Source organism: Myroides albus (assembly GCF_024722315.1).
Taxonomy (GTDB): Bacteria; Bacteroidota; Bacteroidia; order Flavobacteriales; family Flavobacteriaceae; genus Flavobacterium; species Flavobacterium album_A.
The window spans coordinates 3133064-3151092 of record NZ_CP102754.1 but is presented as its reverse complement, the minus strand read 5'-3'; the positions used below and the strand labels follow the sequence as shown (position 1 = coordinate 3151092).

The following is an 18029-nucleotide window of genomic DNA, read 5'->3' as shown; positions in this document are numbered from 1 at the left end:
AATAAATACCTCTGGATAAAACACTTATAATACACTATAAACTTTTACTATCACAACTACTGTTTCGCAGCAGATAAAGGCTTATTTTTGTAAGGCAATAAAAAAAACAAATATGTCTACACAGAAAAACAACTTTCTGTTTCTTGTCTATTTAGCAGGGCTTAGTATCATCGGCTTTTTAGCCACAGATATGTATTTACCTGCATTTGACACAATGAAGCAAGATTTGAATACATCTAAGAGTACTATTGGTGCGAGTTTAACGCTTTTTTTGGGAGGATATTCTATCGCACAATTGCTTTGGGGGCCAATAGCAGATAAATATGGAAAACCCAAAGCCATACTAACAGGTCTAAGTATTTTTGCGATATCCTCTTTGTTTATATACTTTACTTCTAATGTAAATGTATTATTGGCCTTAAGATTAGTACAAGCCATTGGAGTATGCGCTGCAGCTGTATGCTGGCAAGCTTTAGTGATTGAACGCTATCCAAGCGATCAGACCAACAAAGTATTCGCAAGCATTATGCCTTTAGTAGCTCTATCTCCTGCCCTTGCTCCACTACTTGGGGTCTACTTATTACAACACTTTGGTTGGAGATCAATATTCATTTCTTTGGCCATTATAGCAGCGCTGTTAATGCTATACACCTTAAGGCTAAAATCACCCAAAAAACAAGCCAATACAGACGACGCTACAGAACAAGAGCCCGTGAGTTACCTTAGTATATTAAAATCACAGAAATACTTGGGTAATGTCATGATTTATGCTTTCTGTTCAGGTGCTTTCTTTGCATGGCTAACTGGATCTCCTTTCTTTTTAAAAGAATTAGGATATAATGAAAGTCAAATTGGCTTTAGTTTCGTTCCTCAGACTATTGCCTTTTTAATTGGAGGTTATGGTTACAGAGTATTATCCAGCAAAATGGACGGAAGAAAACTAATACCAGGATTAATGATCACCTTTACACTTTGTGTTGTTGCTCTACTGTTATTAGCAGTATTCACCACACCAACCTTAGTTATATTATTGATCCCATTTTGCTTAATGGCTTTAGTTAATGGAGCGTGCTATCCCATAGTAGTTGCCGAAGCTTTAAAACCATTTGCTGCTAATTCAGGTAAGGCTGCAGCTTTACAAAACACGCTTCAACTGGGGGTATGTTTTCTTACCAGCGCAGCTGTATCACTGTTCTCTCACAAAGCATTATTAGCAACCACAATTGTAATGGCCAGTACCATTGTATTCGTATTTATTGGGTATAAGCTATCTTTAAAAAGCAAATAACATCCTACATTATATCAATTAAAAAGGCTTCCTCTAGGAAGCCTTTTTTGTTTTTTAATTATTAAGCTACAGAGCAAAATTCTAATATCACACCAATATACTCAAAAAAAAAGGACAGCTTTAAAAGCCATCCTTTTTACCCATTTTATCTATACTCCAGTTAAGATACATCTACTGTTGTAGCTTCAGCAATTTTCTTATAAGTTCCGTTTTCTAATTTCTCACGGATTGCTTCATAAGCTGCTAATGTCTCATCAATATCTTCTTGTGTATGAGTAGCAGTAGGAATCATTCTCAATAAAATGATACCTTTTGGAATCACTGGGTAAACTACAATTGACAAGAAAATACTGTAATTTTCTCTTAAGTCATTTACCATTACCATTGCCTCAGGAATACTTCCTTCTAAGTAAACAGGAGTTACACAAGTGTTAGTATCACCAATGTTAAATCCTCTTTCTTTCAGTCCATTTTGAAGCAGGTTTACATTCTCCCACAATTTAGCTTTTAATGAAGGGTTAGTTCTTAAAAGCTCTAAACGTTTCAATGCTCCTTTAGTGAAAATCATTGGAAGTGATTTTGCAAACATTTGAGAACGCAAGTTATATTTTAAATAATCAATTACATCTTGATCAGCTGCAACGAAAGCACCTATTGAAGCCATTGACTTTGCAAATGTAGAGAAGTAAACATCAATTCCATCTTGACATCCTTGCTCTTCTCCAGCTCCAGCTCCAGTTTCTCCTAAAGTACCAAATCCGTGAGCATCATCTACTAATAAACGGAAATTAAATTGCTCTTTCAAAGCAACGATTTCTTTCAATTTACCTTGTTGACCACGCATACCGAAAACACCTTCAGTGATCACTAAAATACCTCCACCTGTTGTTTCAGCCATTTTAGTAGCGCGCTCTAAGTTTTTAACTAAGCTATCAATATCATTATGTTGGTAAGTAAAACGTTTTCCCATGTGAAGACGTACACCATCGATAATACAAGCATGAGAATCAACATCATAAACAATTACGTCATTTTTAGTTACTAATGCGTCAATGATAGACACCATTCCTTGGTAACCAAAATTCAATAAATAAGCTGCCTCTTTCTTCACAAATGAAGCTAACTCATTTTGTAATTGCTCGTGTACTGAAGTATGTCCTGACATCATACGTGCCCCCATAGGGTAAGCTGCTCCATATTCTGCTGCTGCTTCAGCGTCAACTTTTCTTACTTCTGGATGATTTGATAACCCTAAATAGTCATTTATACTCCAGTTAATAACCTCTTTTCCATGAAACATCATACGATTTGACAAAGGTCCTTCTAATTTAGGAAAAACATAATATCCTTCTGCTTGTGATGCCCATTTTCCTAAAGGTCCCTTATTTTTCTGTATTCTGTCAAATAAATCGTTTACCATAATATAACTATGTTTTAAAAAACAAATGCAAAATTAATGATATTTTGTATGCTTTCATAATAAATTGCCGACAAATTAATTCAATTCAATAGGCAAATCGCTGTTAATAAATTCTTTTTAAGTATATTAACACAATCGTGTTTTGCGACTTAAAGCATACTTTCTATCTCTTTAATGCAACAAATCTAAATAAAAAAATAAAACCTTTCGCGTAAGAAAGGTTTTAATATACTATTTTAATACAAACTTGGATATAAACCTGGATTTGCTTCATGCATGATTTGATAAACTTTTTCAAATACATCTTCCACTTGAGGTTTACTAAAGTAGTCCCCATCAGTACCATAAGCTGGACGATGTGCATGAGAAGTCAAAGTTTGTGGCTCACTATCTAAGTGGCGATATCCTCCTTGTTCTTCTAATACTTTTTGCAATATATAAGCTGATGCTCCACCTGGTACATCTTCATCTACTACCAACAATCTATTTGTCTTAGCAAGACTCTTAACGATATCGTGCTGGATATCGAATGGCAACAATGACTGCGCATCGATAATCTCAACTTCTATCCCTACTTCCAACAACTCTTTTGCTGCTTGTTCTACAATACGCAAAGTAGAACCATAGGATACAATAGTAATATCTTTACCCTTAGCTATTGTCTCCACTACTCCAATAGGAGTGCGTATATCAGCTAAGTTTGTCGGCATTTTCTCTTTCAGGCGGTATCCGTTAAGACACTCAATAAGCAAAGCTGGCTCATCTGACTGCATTAAAGTATTGTAGAATCCAGCTGCTTTAGTCATGTTTCTCGGTACCAACACGTGCATCCCGCGAATTGCGTTTATAATCATCCCCATAGGTGAGCCAGAATGCCAAATACCCTCTAAGCGATGTCCACGTGTTCTAACAATCAATGGCGCTTTTTGACGGCCCACTGTTCGGTATTGCAACGTTGCTAAATCATCACTCATGATTTGAATAGCATATAGCAAATAATCCAGGTATTGAATTTCAGCAATTGGCCTAAGTCCTCTCATAGCCATACCGATTCCTTGACCTAAGATAGTTGCCTCGCGAATCCCCGTATCCGAAACTCTGTTGATGCCATGTTTTTCCTGAAGTCCTTCTAACCCTTGGTTAACATCACCAATATTACCAGAATCCTCACCAAAAACCATGACGTTTTTATAACGGGTTAACAACTGATCAAAATTATCTCTAACAATAATACGAGCATCTACCTCCTCAGCTGTCTCATCATAAGTTGGTTTTACCTCAGCAATAGCATCTGCCTTCAATCCAGATTCACTCATCAAATGTGAGCTGTACTTGGGCTGTATCTTTGCATAATAATTTTCAATAAACGCAATCAAAGTTGCTTTGATTGGCTCTGAAATCACCATGCGCATTGCTTTTCGAGCAACTGTGATAATATCTTTGCGAATCGGCTCTTTTATACCTGCCAGATCATTGGCATACTTTTGCAAGAAAACTTTATTTGAACTTGATGCTGCAACTGTATTCAAAACAGCCACTAACTCATTTCGCTCAGCTACAATTGGATCCAAATAAGCTTTCCACGCTGCTTTCTTACCATCCAATACTTGTTTCTTCAAGTCTTTATCCAATAGATCTAATTCTTCTGTTGTTGCAATATTAGATTCAATCATCCAATTTCTCATTTGCAACACACAGTCTTTTTCTGCTTCCCAAGCAAGGCGTTCTTTACTTTTGTAACGCTCATGCGAACCAGAAGTAGAGTGCCCTTGTGGCTGAGTCAATTCTTGAACGTGAATAAGCACAGGAACGTGTTCCTCACGCGCAATCTTAGACGCCTTGGCATAAGCTTCAATCAGTGCAGGATAATCCCACCCCAATACGCGAATAATCTCATACCCGTTTGCTTTCTCATCTCTTTGAAATCCTTTTAAGATTTCTGATATGTTCTCTTTTGTAGTTTGATACTTTGCGTGAACTGAAATACCATATTGATCATCCCACACACTCATCACCATTGGTACTTGTAATACCCCAGCGGCGTTAATTGTTTCAAAGAACAACCCTTCCGAACTTGATGCATTTCCAATAGTACCCCACGCCACTTCATTTCCATTTACTGAAAAAGTATTTGACTCATCTGCTTGTGGAAATTCTCTATAGTATTTTGAAGCCTGTGCTAATCCTAATAAACGAGGCATCTGCCCGGCTGTAGGAGATATGTCAGCACTTGAATTCTTTTGTTGTGTCAATTTATTCCAGTTGCCATTCTCATCAATACTGTGAGTTGCAAAGTGCCCCCCCATTTGACGACCTCCTGACATAGGATCGTGCTCTATATCTGCATGACCAAACAATCCTGCGAAAAACTGTTCTATCGTCAACTGACCTATTGCCATCATAAAAGTCTGATCGCGGTAGTATCCAGATCTAAAGTCTCCATTTTGAAATGCTTTAGCTAGCGCTAATTGTGGCACTTCTTTTCCATCACCAAAGATTCCGAACTTCGCTTTACCTGTTAGCACTTCACGTCTACCAAGCAAACTACATTCTCTACTGATTTTGGCAATTGTATAATCTTGAATTACCTCTTTCTTGAAATCTTCAAAAGAAAGAGCTTTATTTTTTCCGTTTTGACTCATTGTAAAAAACACTAATTTACTGGTTACGAATATAAAATTTTATCAAGAAAAAAGCTAATTTAGAATACCTCTTTATCACAAATTAATACGCACATACATTAAACTATTGACAAAAAAAAGCACAAAAAATTATACATACCAAAAATCTGTCTTAAATTAAAGCATCTCATTAAATATTTAACAATACCTTAAAACAAAAAAGCACCCTGAGTAGGGTGCTTTTACTATTAAATTATAGTCAATACTGATTCTAAATCAAATCTTACTTTTTTCATTGGAGCTAACCAATCATTTTGATGATCTCGCTCGCCTAATGCTAATATAGTAACACTCTTTAGACCTCGCTTGTCAAGTCCCAAAATCTCATCTAATTGATCGTTGAAAAAACCTTCCATAGGCGAAGAATCAATCTTTAACTCCGCAGCTGCCGCAATAGCTATACCCAATGCAATATAAGCTTGTCTTGCCGCATGCTCGAATTGCTGTTGCTTTGTCAAACTTCCAAAGTGAGCCTTTAGCCCATCTCTATACTGGTTCATCTCCCCTGACTTCATCTCGCGAACAAGCTCCATATTTTTAAACACATTATCCATGCGCTGATCAGTATAAGAATCCCATGCTGCAAAAACCAATAAATGAGAACACTCCTTTACTTGTGGTTGATTCATAGCAATAGGCACTAACTTTTCTTTTAACTCTTGATTTTTAATTAAAATCATTTCAACTGGCTGTAAACCGCTTGAAGTAGGAGCTAATCGAGCTGCTTCTACAATTTGCATCACTTTCTCATCAGCCAATTTGACTTGATTATTGTAACGCTTAGTAGCATAACGCCACTTTAAGTTTTCTAATAAATTCATAATCTAACTATTAACTACTACTTAGCTAAAAAAGCTAATACATTTTTTTCAATTCGCGTGTGGATATCAGTGACATCTGCTTTTACAAAAGGCTCACCGATAATTTGCTCATAGAGCTCAATATAACGCTCAGAAACTGAATTGACATATTCCTGAGTCATATCAGGAACTACCTGCCCTTGTTTACCTTGAAAGTCATTAGCTATCAACCACTGTCTTACAAACTCCTTAGAAAGTTGTTTTTGAGGCTCTTGTTTTTCTTGGCGCTCTTCATAGCCCTCAGCATAAAAATAACGCGAAGAATCTGGTGTGTGAATCTCATCAATTAATACAATCTCACCTTGCTTTGTCTTGCCAAATTCATATTTTGTATCTACTAAGATTAACCCTCGTTGCTCAGCTATTTCACTTCCTCTTGCATACAAAGCACGGGTATATTGTTCTAAAACTAAATAATCTTGTTCCGACACAATTCCCTTTGAGATGATATCTTCTCTGGAGATATCCACATCGTGCAACCCTAACTCCTCTTTTGTTGAAGGTGTAATAATTGGCTGTGGCAATTTGTCGTTTTCCTTTAAGCCTTCTGGTAAAGTTACACCACATAAAACTCTTTTTCCTTGCTTGTACTCACGAGCTGCATGTCCTGCTAAGTATCCGCGGATAACCATTTCTACTTTAAAAGGTTCACACACATGCCCCACCGCAACATTGGGATCTGGGGTAGCCACCAACCAATTGGGAACGATATCCCTTGTCATCTGCATAAATTTAGTGGCAATTTGATTCAAAATTTGTCCTTTGTAAGGAATACCCTTAGGCATAATCACATCAAAAGCAGAAAGTCTATCTGTAGCTATCATAACCAATAGGTCATCATTGATATTGTAAACCTCTCTTACTTTTCCGCGATAAACAGACTTTTGATTTGGAAACTCAAAGTTTGTTTTTGTGATTGTATTATTCATATAAATTTAGTTGTGTAGTTCTTTTGTTTAGTACGCCAATAAATCTTTTAGCGCTTGTTCAAATCTACCTTTAGGCAGATATTGTTCTTCTAAAGCTTTCACAAATGGAATGGCTGTTTCAATACTGGCTACTCGTTTAACTGGAGCATCTAAGTACTCAAAACAGTTTTCCATTATCATTGCCGATAGATCACTTGCAATACCTCCAAACATGGAATCTTCTTGCAAAATTATAACTTTATTCGTTTTCTTGACAGAATTAAATACAGTTTCTGTATCCAAAGGCTGCAAAGTACGCAAATCTATTAAATCTGCTTTTATTTGCGGATTTGCATCTAATATTTCTAAAGCCCAATGAACACCTGCCCCGAAAGTAACAATGCTCACCTGCTCTCCTTCTCGCAATAATGATGCCTTTCCAAAAGCAAGGGTATAATAATCTTTTGGTACATCTTGATATATACTTCTATACAAGAGCTTGTGTTCAAAGAATATAACGGGATTCGGATCGTTAATAGCTGTATTCATCAATCCTTTCGCATCAAAAGGAAAAGCGGGATATACAACCTTTAGCCCTGGTGTTTTGGTAAACCAAGCCTCATTGGTCTGAGAGTGAAATGGTCCTGCTTGTGTTCCACCACCACAAGGCATACGCACTACCACATCTGCCTTCTCATTCCATCTATAGTGTATTTTAGCCAAATAATTGACAATCGGATTAAAGCCTGTTGACACAAAATCTCCAAATTGCATCTCCATAATTGCTTTACCTCCATTGATAGAATATCCCATCGCCGCTGACACTACAGCACTCTCGCAAATTGGAGTGTTTCGAATACGCGCTTTGCCAAACTTATCGACAAATCCGTCAGTTACTTTAAAAGCCCCTCCATACTCTGCTATATCTTGGCCCATGATAATTAAATTATCATGACGCTCAAATGATTGCATCAATCCCTGCGAAATAGCATCTATTAATCGAATATTAGCTACCTCTCCCCCTGGTTTTACTTCTTCATACTGGTAAGGCGCATACATATCAGCTAACTCTGTGGTTAAATCTGCCACAATTTCAGGCTCTTGCTGTACTACTTGCCAATCTTTATCAATCTCTTTTTTAAACTCCTCTCTCAACTGCTGGTCCATTGCTTCTGATAAGACCCCTATTTGTTTTAGATACAATCTGTAATTCTCCAATGGATCTTTCTTTTCCCACATATCCATGAGCTCTTGTGGTACATACTTGGTCCCACTGGCTTCTTCATGTCCTCGCATTCTGAAAGTTAAAAACTCTATCAATACTGGTCTTGGATTCTCACGCATTGATTGAGCAATAGCCTGAACTTGCGTGTAAACATCCAAGATATTATTTCCATCGATAATGTGACTTTCCATACCATATCCCTTAGCTCTATCGGCTAAATGCTCACAGCGATATTGTTCATTGGTAGGTGTAGATAACCCATATCCGTTATTCTCTATCACAAATAAAACGGGAAGCTCCCATACTGAAGCAATATTTAATGCTTCGTGAAAATCGCCCTCTGAAGTTCCTCCCTCACCTGTAAATACAGCAGTGATTTTCTTTTCCTGACGCAGTTTATGTGCCAAAGCTATTCCATCAGCCACTCCCATTTGTGGTCCTAAATGAGAAATCATGCCCACAATATGATATTCTTGAGTTCCAAAGTGAAAAGAGCGCTCACGCCCTTTGGTAAAACCATTTGCTTTACCTTGCCACTGAGAAAATAAGCGATGTAGTGGAATATCTCTGGAGGTAAACACTGCTAAATTGCGATGCATCGGTAAAACGTATTCATCGGGTTGTAAAGCAGAGACAATTCCCACAGAAATAGCTTCTTGCCCAATACCAGAGAACCATTTAGACACTTTGCCTTGTCGGATTAAAATCAGCATTTTTTCCTCTACCATTCTTGGTTTGAGCAGTCTTTTATAAAGTTCAAGTAACACTTGATCTGATAAGTTTTTACGGTCGTAATGTAATTGTTTCATAATTGGTTTAATAGACTCTAAAAATAAGCAATTGCCTTTAGTAAACAAATTTATTATTCGCATCTATCAAAGAAAAAAACATCCTACTTTTGCGTTTCCCTTGGTGTTGCTATTTCGGCCTGTAACAATAGCTAAAGTACTACTTGGGAAGATTAACCCTTAGAATAACGAAGTAGAATAACACATAATTCTACTTCAATAGTTGCATAATTATTAATACTTTCGCTGGAGTTTAATCAACCCAGGCAATACGCCCTTTGTCTTTAATTCCCCAGCACACAATGAAACAGTTTCTACACAAAAAAGATATCCAAATTTCAGGCAAACGCTACTTTGTAGATGCCATGGGAGCAATGGCTTACGGGTTATTTGCAACTTTACTTGTAGGGACAATACTAAAAACCATTGGTGAGGAACTTCACATTAGCTTCTTAAAGCAAGTGGTTTGGCCTTTTGCCAATCAAGCTACAGGTCCTGTAATTGCATTGGCTATTGCTTATAGCTTAAGAGCTCCACAATTAGTTTTATTCTCCTCTGCAGTAGTTGGAGTAGCTGCTTATCAACTTGGTGGCCCACTCGGGGTTTTTATAGCTACTATCATTGCTGTGGAAATTGGGAAGGCAATTGCTGGTGAAACAAGAATTGATATAGTTATCACTCCAATTGTTACCGTTTTAACAGGTGTTGGTTTTGCCCAATTCACAGGTCCTACTGTCAACCAACTCATGCAGTGGATCGGACAAATCATTATACTCTCGACAGAATCTAATCCTTTAATCATGGGAATAGTTATAGCTGTGGTAGTAGGAATGGTTTTAACACTGCCTATTTCTTCAGCAGCTTTGTGCTTAATGTTGCAATTAGATGGTTTAGCCGCAGGTGCAGCTACAATCGGATGCTGTGCACAGATGATTGGCTTTGCTACAATTAGCTTTAAAGATAATGGCTTTAAAGGAGTGTTGGCTCAGGGAATCGGCACAAGTATGTTACAAGTACCAAACATTTATAAAAACTGGAAGATATGGATCCCACCTACTCTTTCTGCTGCTATTATAGGGCCGATAGCCATTTTGTTTTTTGATATGCAAAATACCGCTTTAGAATCTGGAATGGGTAGTTGTGGTTTAGTTGGTCAAATAGGAACCTTTAACGCCATGAAAGGCACGCATACTACCTCTTATATACTTTTGAGTATTCTGTGCTTACAGGTACTTTTACCTATGATATTGTCTTACTTAATTTACTTTATCATGAAAAAGAAACAGTGGATTAAAGAAGGAGATATGAAACTGTTCTAACAGTACAATGACAAGTAACTCTCGCTTTATCAAAGACACAAACTATTATTCAAGCAATCAGTTAATATAAAAAACAATTCTACAGCAGTAGCTTTTTTACTACATACAAATACTAATCAACTTATATAGTACACACTTTGATTCATAGCAGATAAATCGGATTAAAATAAAATCTCTTTTAAATTCAGTTTAATAATATTAAGCTGTAAACAGGTGTAAAAAATAGGGAATGCTTGATTTGATAAACCTTACAGAAAGTAGTCGAGAAAATAAATTTGGTTATGCTTTCTGGTTTTTCTAAATTGAAACCTCAATCAAACACAGAAAATCTTCTGTATTGTATAAAATACAAACTCACTTATAAAGTGCTTTTTAATAAGAGCAGAATCTTTATAACCTATTTTTTTAATACATAAAACATAAAGTATGAATACCATAAAAGTCTTAAACTCTGAAGACATAAAGCAATTAGTTTCTATTGAAGAAGCAATAGAAACTGTTGTAGATGCCTATGTTGAACTATCCAATAATACAGCTGAAATGCCTGATCGAGTAATAACTGGTCTTGGCAACGACTATCTTGATATCTTTTTTAAGCCGTCATTAATTGCTAATATTAATACCGCAGGTGTTAAACTCTTAAGTATACGCAAACAAGGTGGCGTGAACGGCCATCCTGCTATACAAGGGCTGGTGATACTAATAGACTCAGAAAATAATCTTACTCAAGCGATAATTGATGGTTCCCATCTTACTGCCTTAAGAACAGGAGGTGCCTCTGGGGTAGCAACTCGTTATTTAGCCAGAAAAGACTCATCTATAATGGCTCTATTTGGAGCTGGAGCACAAGCTTACACACAATTTGAAGCTGTATGTGCGGAAAGGCCTATTAAAAAAGCCTATCTATTTGGTAGCTCTAAGACAAGTAAGTCCGTTGAAACATTCATTGAATACTACAAAGACAAATCTGATGTAGAAATTATAGCTGCAGATGACCCAGAGGTACTTGCTCATGTAGATATTATTTGTACAGTTACTCCTTCTGCAACGCCTTTATTTAAAACGTCCCAACTCAAAAAAGGAGTACATATCAACGCGGCTGGGTCCTATAGCCCAACTATGCATGAGCTGCCTGAAGATATTTTCATGAATAGTTCTTTGTTTGTAGATCACAATGACTCTTGTTTTTCATCAACTGCAGATATTCTTGTTCCCCTTGAAAAAGAATTATTACCTGAGGAGAATTATAAAGGAGAAATTGGAGATCTTATCCTGGGTAAAATTAAGGGAAGAACAAATGACGCTGAGATAACGGTCTTTAAAAATGTTGGTATCGCAATCCAAGATCTAATTACTGCTAAATATGCCTATGACAAGGCTTGTAGAGAAAACTTAGGTACTTCGATAAGAATGTAAAAAATAGCGTTTGGATTATATAATCACAAAACACTTCGTTTTTATACTTTAATAGATTATCAACCCGTGCTTAAATTAAAAGACGTCTCTCAATATTGACGTCTTTTTTTTACTAGTTTCATTACTTTTTCTCTTTTACATTAGTTTAATAACCTTTCTATGATTTTCATGAACATTTTCTTGGATTTTTTGCGCTATAACGAACAATCCCAACCTTTGGAAGGCACTGTTGATAAAGTGTTGAATGGCCATTAGTAGGAAATTACCGTGTATAGAAATGGAAAAATACAATCTACAAAGATTATTGATAAATTCAGTGAGCTTAGAATCGCATATACATCCACTACTACTAACAAATAGACAATAAATACGTGTATGGTAAGCCCAAAACAAGAAGCTTATTGCTGTGGATTTATACAGCCGTGTTCATTAAAAGTATATTCAACCTCCCCGGTTTCATCTGAAATCACATAAAAAAACTCATGCATATCCCCAAATAGTTCAAACACACCAATTGCAATCCATGCTTTTTCTCCAACGACATTAAACTTTGGATTAAATTGTGCCCGAACAATGGTATTTATAAGCGAAGGATATCGCTGTTGATACTGTTTTGCTATTTGAATGGCTTCTTCCTGTGTTAATCTCATGTTATGCCAACTTATATTGTTTATTTCTAGTCACTTATTATACTGATTCTCAAAATTTTTAATGATGCAAGTATTTGCTCACCTAACTTCCGACCTTGATAAAGATAATTACAAAAATGCTCATCGACAACAAGTCTTGATAAGCTAAACAGTATTTGCCAGCACACCTTCTGTTTTCGGTTTTCGGTTCTCCCTCGCTAGCCCCTTGGCTAAAAATGTCCACCATACATTTTCTTAACGCTTGGTCCACTCTGTTTGCTAGTTTCCTTTGCTGATTCTTAGAGTTTCTTAGGGGTATTCTCACAGTTTACTGCCCTAGAGAGGCCTTTTCTCGAACAAAGATGCAAGCATACCCCAAAAATCCTCCTACCAAATGCAAGAGAATGATGTAGAAAACTATCCTATTAGGATTAAGTAGAAAGACTTCACATATTTAATCACCTATGTTTAGGTATAAACTCTTGTCAATACATCAATCTACTTTCATTGTAAAATGAAGTATTTGAGCTATTCACAATGAATAATGAGATTAATCAAACAAAAAAAAGATTAGATAATCTAAAAACTACCTAATCCTCTTTTTTATTTACTTCATCCTCACAGGTCTAAAAATAGCCTTTTTAGAAGATAGATTGACACTTTGTTCACATCAATCTCCCCCCTTTTTTCTCTGGAAGTACACCTAATGGTAAAGCAACAATTATTTTACTTTAATCTCCATTGCGCCATTTTCTCCTTCTACCCCATACTTCTCTACTGCCTCTTGTTTTTTCAATATCGAAACAGATTTAATATCAATTGGTTTTACTTGCATCATTTGCTCATAACTAACAGGAGTTCCATCTAAAACATAAAGACCTACAAAAGAGGACTCACGAAGTTTGTTTTTGCGCATCTTCTCTTTGTATTCTCTTGTGATTTGACGTACCTGTTTTTCATTTTCAACATCCTCATCAGTTTTCAAGGTATACTCAAATACTTTTTTATTTCCGGTGTAATTAAATACTTTTTTTGCATCTTCTGCATTGTAGATCTTCATGTTTTTTGTCCCATTAGTTGTTTCAAGAAAAGCAACAACCTCATCGAAGGTATAAAATTTTCCATCTACAACGTGAACTGTTGTTTCGTTCAACTTTTTGGTATCTCTTATTTTACCAGTCTTATTTTTCTGGTCTTCTACTTGCGTTTTACTCTTTTGGTGAAGTTCTTGGCGGGCAGCTATTTCAGCTTTTCGTTTTTCGATTCGCTCTTTAACAGCATCATCACGCATCTCTTTACTTACTGCCACTTCTAATTTCCTTGCCTGACGTTCCTTTTTAAGTTCTACTTTTCTTTTTTGTAGTTCCTTTCGCAATTCAATTTTTCGCAAGTTTTTCTCTTGGTCATTATTGTCTATTGTCAAAATAAAGACCACACCATTTTTACCTTCCTCTCCATATTGTTCAATTCCTTGCTTAGGTTCAAAGACATAGACAGACTCAATATCTTCTGGTAAAATAGCCTTGACTTGTTGTGAATCAGCATTCTCTCCATCCACAATATACATAGGAGAATGTTTACCTATTTCCGCCAATTTGTCCAATCCACGACCTTTCAGTTGTTCTGACTTCTTTGTCTGCTTTTTACCACGCTCCACCCTATATACTTGCACAGTAGAGTCAGTAGATTTATCTGATTGGTCTTTACTAATTTCACTCACTAGGCCAAGAGTATCTTGCGCGAGTATGGGAGCAAGTTGCTTCTGATCAAAATCGGATAATATCACAGGTAATGACTGACTTTGCAATTGATCTACAAAGTTTGATAAACTTTCACTATCTGGCTTACTATTATTTATCTTCGCTTTTACTTGTACTTGAAAAAAGCCAAAAAAAGCCAGTAAAAATGGCATAAGTAACAACAATTTCATTTTTTTCATGATTGGTGATTTTTGAGTGTTAAGCATTATGATTCTGCGTTTGAAATCCGAAGACTTGAAAGAATTAACAATAGATGTATGTTCTAATCTTGCATATTGGTACTCCAATAAAGCTTTTTGATAATCAAACGTATTAATATCGCGACTTACTTGCTGATCTACAAGGAATTCTAAATTCAAATTAATCGCTCGTTGCAGTAAGTACACAAAGGGATTTATCCAACATACTGCTTTTGTCACTCCTATAATCAATAGGTCAACAGAGTGTTTTTGCTTGATGTGAATACTCTCGTGTAATAAAACAAGATCTATTCGCTCTATCTGCTTATAATTTGCAGGTAGAACAATACTGTTCCAGAAAGAATAAGCATCTTTAGTACGATGATCTACAAGGACATTACCTGCAATCTCACAACTGTGCAATGAGCCGATACGATACAAGACACGCAGATATTGCACTAAGAGTGAAAGTAAAAACAAAGCGCCTATTCCCGCATAAAGGGATATTGCATAGTCCTGCCAATTCACGGTAGTTTCTATTACTTGCATTGTATGATCTGTTGGTAGATCTACTTGCTTACTATCAACTAACCACTGATCAAGTAAAATAGGAGTGTCCTCAAGAATTATTTCCCTTGTCCAAAAAACACTTGGCAGAATAAAACTACCTGCGATAGCCAATAGAAAGTACCACCTTATTGTGCGTACAAAAGTTTCTCTTCGCAAAAACACGTAGTAAAATGCAAAGGTAAAACTCAACAACAAGTTGACTTTTAGAAAATAAATAAAAATGGTCGTCATAAGTCAGTCGATTGGTTCTTACTTTCTATTCTTCTCAATTAATGCGCTAATTTCATCGAGTTCTTCTTTGCTTATATTCTTGTCCTTGACAAAGAAGTTTACCAGATTTGCAAAAGAATTATCAAAGTACTTCTGCATGGTATCTTCCATAAACTGTTTCTTATAAGATGAAATATCAACTAAGGGATAATATTGATGCGACTTCCCAAAAGTATGATGTGCTACCACTCCTTTGTCCTCTAATATTCGCACCAAAGTCGAAAGTGTATTGTAATGTGGTTTTGGTTCATCCATCTGTTGCAAAATATCATTTATAAATCCCTTTTCAATTTTCCACAAAATGCGCATGATCTCCTCCTCTTTGTTTGTAAGCTTCTCCATTGTCTAATTTTTATTAGTTAATCAAACATACAACTAATTCTTTAGTTATCGACATAAAAACTTAATTAACAATGAAATACACTATAATAAAAAAACTTTTTTCTCTCGCTAACAATTAATAAACTCTTATATTATTATATGATTTCATAGCAAAAAGTAAAACTTGAGAAAACAAAGAGTTTATAAAATACTTTGTCAATAATAACATATAGAAACACCAATTGACAAGACAAATCAATTGCTCCTACTATCAATCTAAAACACTATGAGAAGCTAAGAGTCATAGACTATTATTTCACAAAGGCCACTTATAAACCATTTATACTTCGTATATTTGCCCTTGTATAGAACACAAAAGTGTAAGTTTGTTCTTAGTACTAAGACAAGTGGGGAATCGTGTGAAATTCACGAGCTGTCGCGCAACTGTAAATAATCAGCCGAGCTGATTATAAGTCAGATTACCACACTTACTCAGCTATACGAACCATAAACCATGCTTTCGCGATTTGAAGCTTAGTCGAAATTAGAGCTATTTCCCTTATGACATTTTGAAATGCTCTACAATGATTAAACCAAACCATAAGCTATACCAATTTAAAAGGTAAAAAGTAAACTAAGTAATAACAATCATTACATCAATATGGAAGGTCAATTAACAAACAGAGAATTACGTATCCAAAAGAAAATTAAAGATTCCGAAACTCACGTATTCAGAACAGTATTCCCTGGGCAAACAAATCACCACAATACAATGTTTGGTGGGGCAGTATTATACATTATGGATGAAATTGCCTTTATGACAGCTACGCGTTTTTGTCGTAAACCTATTGTAACTGTATCGAGTGATAAAGTTGACTTTAATCACCCAATTCCCGCTGGAACATTAGTAGAACTAATTGGAACTGTTACTCGTGTAGGACGCACAAGTTTGGATGTACGTGTAGATGTATTTGTAGAGAGCATGTATAGAGATGGACGTGAAAAGGCAATCACAGGATCTTTTACCCTTGTTGCTATTAACGAAAGCAAAAGACCAGTACCTGTTCTGGATGAAATAGATGAATAAGATTCACCTTAAATAACAAAAGCTCTCTGTAATAGAGAGCTTTTTTTTGTTATCCATACACGAAATAGGAATTAAGCTCAAGTGTTTTAGCACTTAATATAAAAGTTTAATACATCCGTGTTTTGGCCTATATCTTTATTTTTTCTATACGCATTATGCCAATCTAATCACAATTAGCTAAGAGCTACTAAAAAACGCATAAGTGTCATGGCTAAAAGATAAAATATTCTACATCTTCATCTTGTAGTTTTCCCCTACTCTACTAACACTTAGGATAATATTTGGTCAATCCAAACTTAAAAACCGAGTACTATATAAAAACAAAAGGGCTATACTTGCGTATAACCCTTTTATTCATTTAAAATTAAATTTACTCAGCGATTGCATTTTCGACCTCTGTGATCATCATTTTGATAGATTTTAATCCACCTCCTGATAAATACCATACTTCAGGGTTTAAGAATACAATTTTATCGTTTTTATAAGCATTTGTCTGTTGAATTAAAGCATTAGCAAATGCCTCTTTAGTCATTGTCGCTCTTTTAATAGCAGCACCACGGTCAATAACAAAGATATAGTCAGGGTTCATTTCCTTGATAAACTCATTAGAAATAGATTGTCCATGGGTAGCAACTTCAATCTTGTTATCTGCTGGTTTTACACCAAACACATCGTGAATGATACCAAAACGAGAACCTGGTCCATAAGCACTCATACGACCTTCATTTGTCAATACAATTAAAGCTTTCTTGTCAGACTTCGCTGCAGCTTCGTTAATCTTAGCGATACGTGCATCAATATCTTTTAACTCTTTTTCTACTTGCTCCTCTTTGCCAAACATCTTACCGATAGCGATTTGATTGTTTTTAAAAGAAGTCATATAATCTTTTGCATCTACATCTAAGTTTACAGCAGGTGCAATTTTGTTAAACTCGTCTACCATAGCAGCAGTACGCGCTCCAATCACAATTAATTCAGGATCAGCAGCATTCACTTTTTCTAAGTTTGGCTCCTTAATACCCCCAATATCAACAATAGACTCGTCTTTTGCATACTTGTCTAAGTAAGATGGAAGATTTGTTTTAGGCGCTCCTTTTACAGGAATACCAAGCTCATCAAAAGAATCTAAAGCACCATATGCAATCACAACAACATTTTTAGGGTTCTTTAAAACCTCAGTTGTTCCAGAGATATGCTCTACAGTTACTTTTTCTCTTTCTGTATTCTCCTCTTGTTTTTTCGTGTCCTTGCACGAAACAAAAAGCATAGCTGAAGCAGCTAAACAGCTTATAAATAATTTACTCATAA

The 18029-nt window shown here is 35.9% G+C and carries 13 protein-coding genes and 1 riboswitch; of the genes, 4 read left to right on the top strand and 9 right to left on the bottom strand.

Going from position 1 to position 18029, the window contains the following annotated elements; genetic code table 11:
• Nucleotides 1-112: 112 nt before the first annotated feature.
• Nucleotides 113-1288, top strand: a complete 1176-nt coding sequence (gene punC / locus NWE55_RS14030; protein WP_155091647.1) for a purine nucleoside transporter PunC — start codon at nt 113-115, stop codon at nt 1286-1288.
• Nucleotides 1289-1448: 160 nt separating this feature from the next.
• On the opposite strand, the gene capB is transcribed toward punC, so the two are convergent.
• The 5 genes from capB to NWE55_RS14005 form a co-directional block, all read right to left on the bottom strand.
• Nucleotides 1449-2708, bottom strand: a complete 1260-nt coding sequence (gene capB / locus NWE55_RS14025) for a cysteate-C-fatty acyltransferase (protein WP_155091646.1) — start codon at nt 2706-2708, stop codon at nt 1449-1451.
• Between the two features lie 236 nt (nt 2709-2944).
• Nucleotides 2945-5350, bottom strand: a complete 2406-nt coding sequence (locus tag NWE55_RS14020) for an alpha-ketoacid dehydrogenase subunit alpha/beta (protein WP_160339449.1) — start codon at nt 5348-5350, stop codon at nt 2945-2947.
• A 227-nt stretch (nt 5351-5577) separates the two neighbouring features.
• The gene (locus NWE55_RS14015) at nt 5578-6210 is read right to left on the bottom strand and encodes a nitroreductase family protein (RefSeq protein WP_155091644.1); all 633 of its coding nucleotides are present in this window, start codon (nt 6208-6210) and stop codon (nt 5578-5580) included.
• 17 nt (nt 6211-6227) lie between these two features.
• Complete coding sequence (locus tag NWE55_RS14010; RefSeq protein WP_155091643.1) at nt 6228-7178, bottom strand: phosphoribosylaminoimidazolesuccinocarboxamide synthase; 951 nt, start codon at nt 7176-7178, stop codon at nt 6228-6230.
• Between the two features lie 27 nt (nt 7179-7205).
• Nucleotides 7206-9191, bottom strand: coding sequence for an alpha-ketoacid dehydrogenase subunit alpha/beta (locus NWE55_RS14005; RefSeq protein ID WP_155091642.1), 1986 nt, complete (start codon nt 9189-9191; stop codon nt 7206-7208).
• Nucleotides 9192-9472: 281 nt separating this feature from the next.
• On the opposite strand from NWE55_RS14005, the gene NWE55_RS14000 reads away from it, so the two are divergent.
• A complete protein-coding gene (locus NWE55_RS14000) occupies nt 9473-10489 on the top strand; it encodes a PTS sugar transporter subunit IIC (RefSeq protein WP_258204277.1) in 1017 nt (338 codons plus the stop codon).
• Nucleotides 10490-10915: 426 nt separating this feature from the next.
• The gene (locus NWE55_RS13995; RefSeq protein ID WP_258204276.1) at nt 10916-11905 is read left to right on the top strand and encodes an ornithine cyclodeaminase family protein; all 990 of its coding nucleotides are present in this window, start codon (nt 10916-10918) and stop codon (nt 11903-11905) included.
• A 398-nt stretch (nt 11906-12303) separates the two neighbouring features.
• On the opposite strand, the gene NWE55_RS13990 is transcribed toward NWE55_RS13995, so the two are convergent.
• The 3 genes from NWE55_RS13990 to NWE55_RS13980 form a co-directional block, all read right to left on the bottom strand.
• Complete coding sequence (locus NWE55_RS13990; RefSeq protein WP_258204275.1) at nt 12304-12555, bottom strand: hypothetical protein; 252 nt, start codon at nt 12553-12555, stop codon at nt 12304-12306.
• A gap of 700 nt (nt 12556-13255) precedes the next feature.
• Complete coding sequence (locus tag NWE55_RS13985) at nt 13256-15274, bottom strand: M56 family metallopeptidase (protein WP_258204274.1); 2019 nt, start codon at nt 15272-15274, stop codon at nt 13256-13258.
• Nucleotides 15275-15292: 18 nt separating this feature from the next.
• Nucleotides 15293-15655 (bottom strand): BlaI/MecI/CopY family transcriptional regulator, encoded by a 363-nt coding sequence (locus tag NWE55_RS13980; RefSeq protein WP_155091637.1) that lies wholly within the window; start codon nt 15653-15655, stop codon nt 15293-15295.
• A 376-nt stretch (nt 15656-16031) separates the two neighbouring features.
• Nucleotides 16032-16127, top strand: a riboswitch (adenosylcobalamin-variant (AdoCbl-variant) riboswitch).
• Between the two features lie 168 nt (nt 16128-16295).
• On the opposite strand from NWE55_RS13980, the gene NWE55_RS13975 reads away from it, so the two are divergent.
• Nucleotides 16296-16721 (top strand): acyl-CoA thioesterase, encoded by a 426-nt coding sequence (locus tag NWE55_RS13975; RefSeq protein ID WP_155091636.1) that lies wholly within the window; start codon nt 16296-16298, stop codon nt 16719-16721.
• Between the two features lie 370 nt (nt 16722-17091).
• Here the strand turns inward: NWE55_RS13975 and NWE55_RS13970 are convergent, their stop codons facing one another.
• Nucleotides 17092-18027, bottom strand: coding sequence for a siderophore ABC transporter substrate-binding protein (locus NWE55_RS13970; protein ID WP_155091635.1), 936 nt, complete (start codon nt 18025-18027; stop codon nt 17092-17094).
• Nucleotides 18028-18029: the final 2 nt, after the last annotated feature.